Annotated in this window: 1 protein-coding gene; it reads right to left on the bottom strand. The window is 39.7% G+C overall.

All coding sequences use genetic code 11. The features are described 5' to 3' along the window. Positions 1-485: 485 nt before the first annotated feature. On the bottom strand, positions 486-1,121 hold the full coding sequence (locus R7E47_RS24425; protein ID WP_258484153.1) for a hypothetical protein: 636 nt from the start codon (positions 1,119-1,121) through the stop codon (positions 486-488). Positions 1,122-1,353: the final 232 nt, after the last annotated feature.

The raw sequence follows: 1,353 nt of genomic DNA on the forward strand, positions 1-1,353 counted from the left end.
TTTTACCACTAGATCTTGCGATATAGGCACGTTTTTCCTCTTGCAAACTAACGCCGCATTAAGGTGTGAGCAACGCTACCACGAAACTAAACCTTACCACCGTAAACACAAAACCCAACGATGGAATGAAAAATGCCATGCGTTGGGAATCACTCTTAAATGCTTTGTTAGCTTAATATAGACTCAGGAGTGCTTTTTACTTTCTAGGCTTTTTACTCTTGCTTTGTACGCAAAATAAAAACCAACGAAGAAGAATGCATTCGTAGCCACGAGAGCCAATCCCGCAACCTCGGGTAAATTGTAGCCTGTTATCATTGAAAGAATATAGTACTGGGCACATGCAGCCATAACACACAAAGATAATGGACGAAGAAAAGTAGTACTCGGCGATAACTTTTCTTCAGAGAACATATACTGCATCAATAGCACATGCGAGAAATGAATTGTTGCCAATGACAATATCACTATTAGTATTAAAACTAGCATTACAAATCTTCCGGTTGAAGTAGACCTCTGCGAAGAAGCTCCTTCCGCGCATCTTTTGCATTTAAGTGTGTTTGATAAGCAATTACACTGACCATTACGACCAAGATTGCCGATGCTTTGCCTGCAACTTGTTTGGTCACTCCCAGTCTATTTGCAATCTGCGCAACTGGTGAGCTTGTAACTTGCTTTTTCAACTGAGTCGCAACCTCTTTGGAAGCACTTTTTACCCCTTGTTGCGCTGATGAAAGCAAAAATGCTGATATACCTGCTGCTGTGAGAGGGAGCGAGAAGTCTATGCCAAGACCTTTCAATATATTAGTCACATCCTTATTGGTATCAAAAAATTCTCTGAGCTCCCGATCAGAAAGTGACCATGAGAACCAGTATGGATTTGCAACCACTTGAGAAACTAAACCATATAGTGAAGCTTTCAACTGGCCATCGTTCAAAGCCAATATTAGCTTCAAAACTTCGGACTGTTTGTTCTTAGGTAACTCTCTATAAAGTACAATTCCTGTAATAATTGTAATTGCATTAGGCTCCTGTCTCATACGAGCTTCGTACTTTTCCATACCAATCAAACGCGTGTAGTACTTAACTGGATCTGCGGCAATTTTTGATTTGTGCACTCTCATAAAGCCTCCAATATAGATTTTGATAATGCTTAATACACTTATTGGAACTTGAGCACAAATATGCTTACTACTTTTTTGTTTAGTTTCACACAACATTGCAATTTATAAATAGCATAATTGCCTGACTACCTTGTTCATGAACTTAAATGTTAAGCTAACGCCCTGCTAAGGGGTGAGCAACGCAATACCTAAGCCGCTGCATACCACCTTAATCACTAAATTCAACGCATAG

Source organism: Vibrio sp. Vb1026 (genome assembly GCF_033338745.1).
Lineage (GTDB): Bacteria > Pseudomonadota > Gammaproteobacteria > Enterobacterales > Vibrionaceae > Vibrio > Vibrio alginolyticus.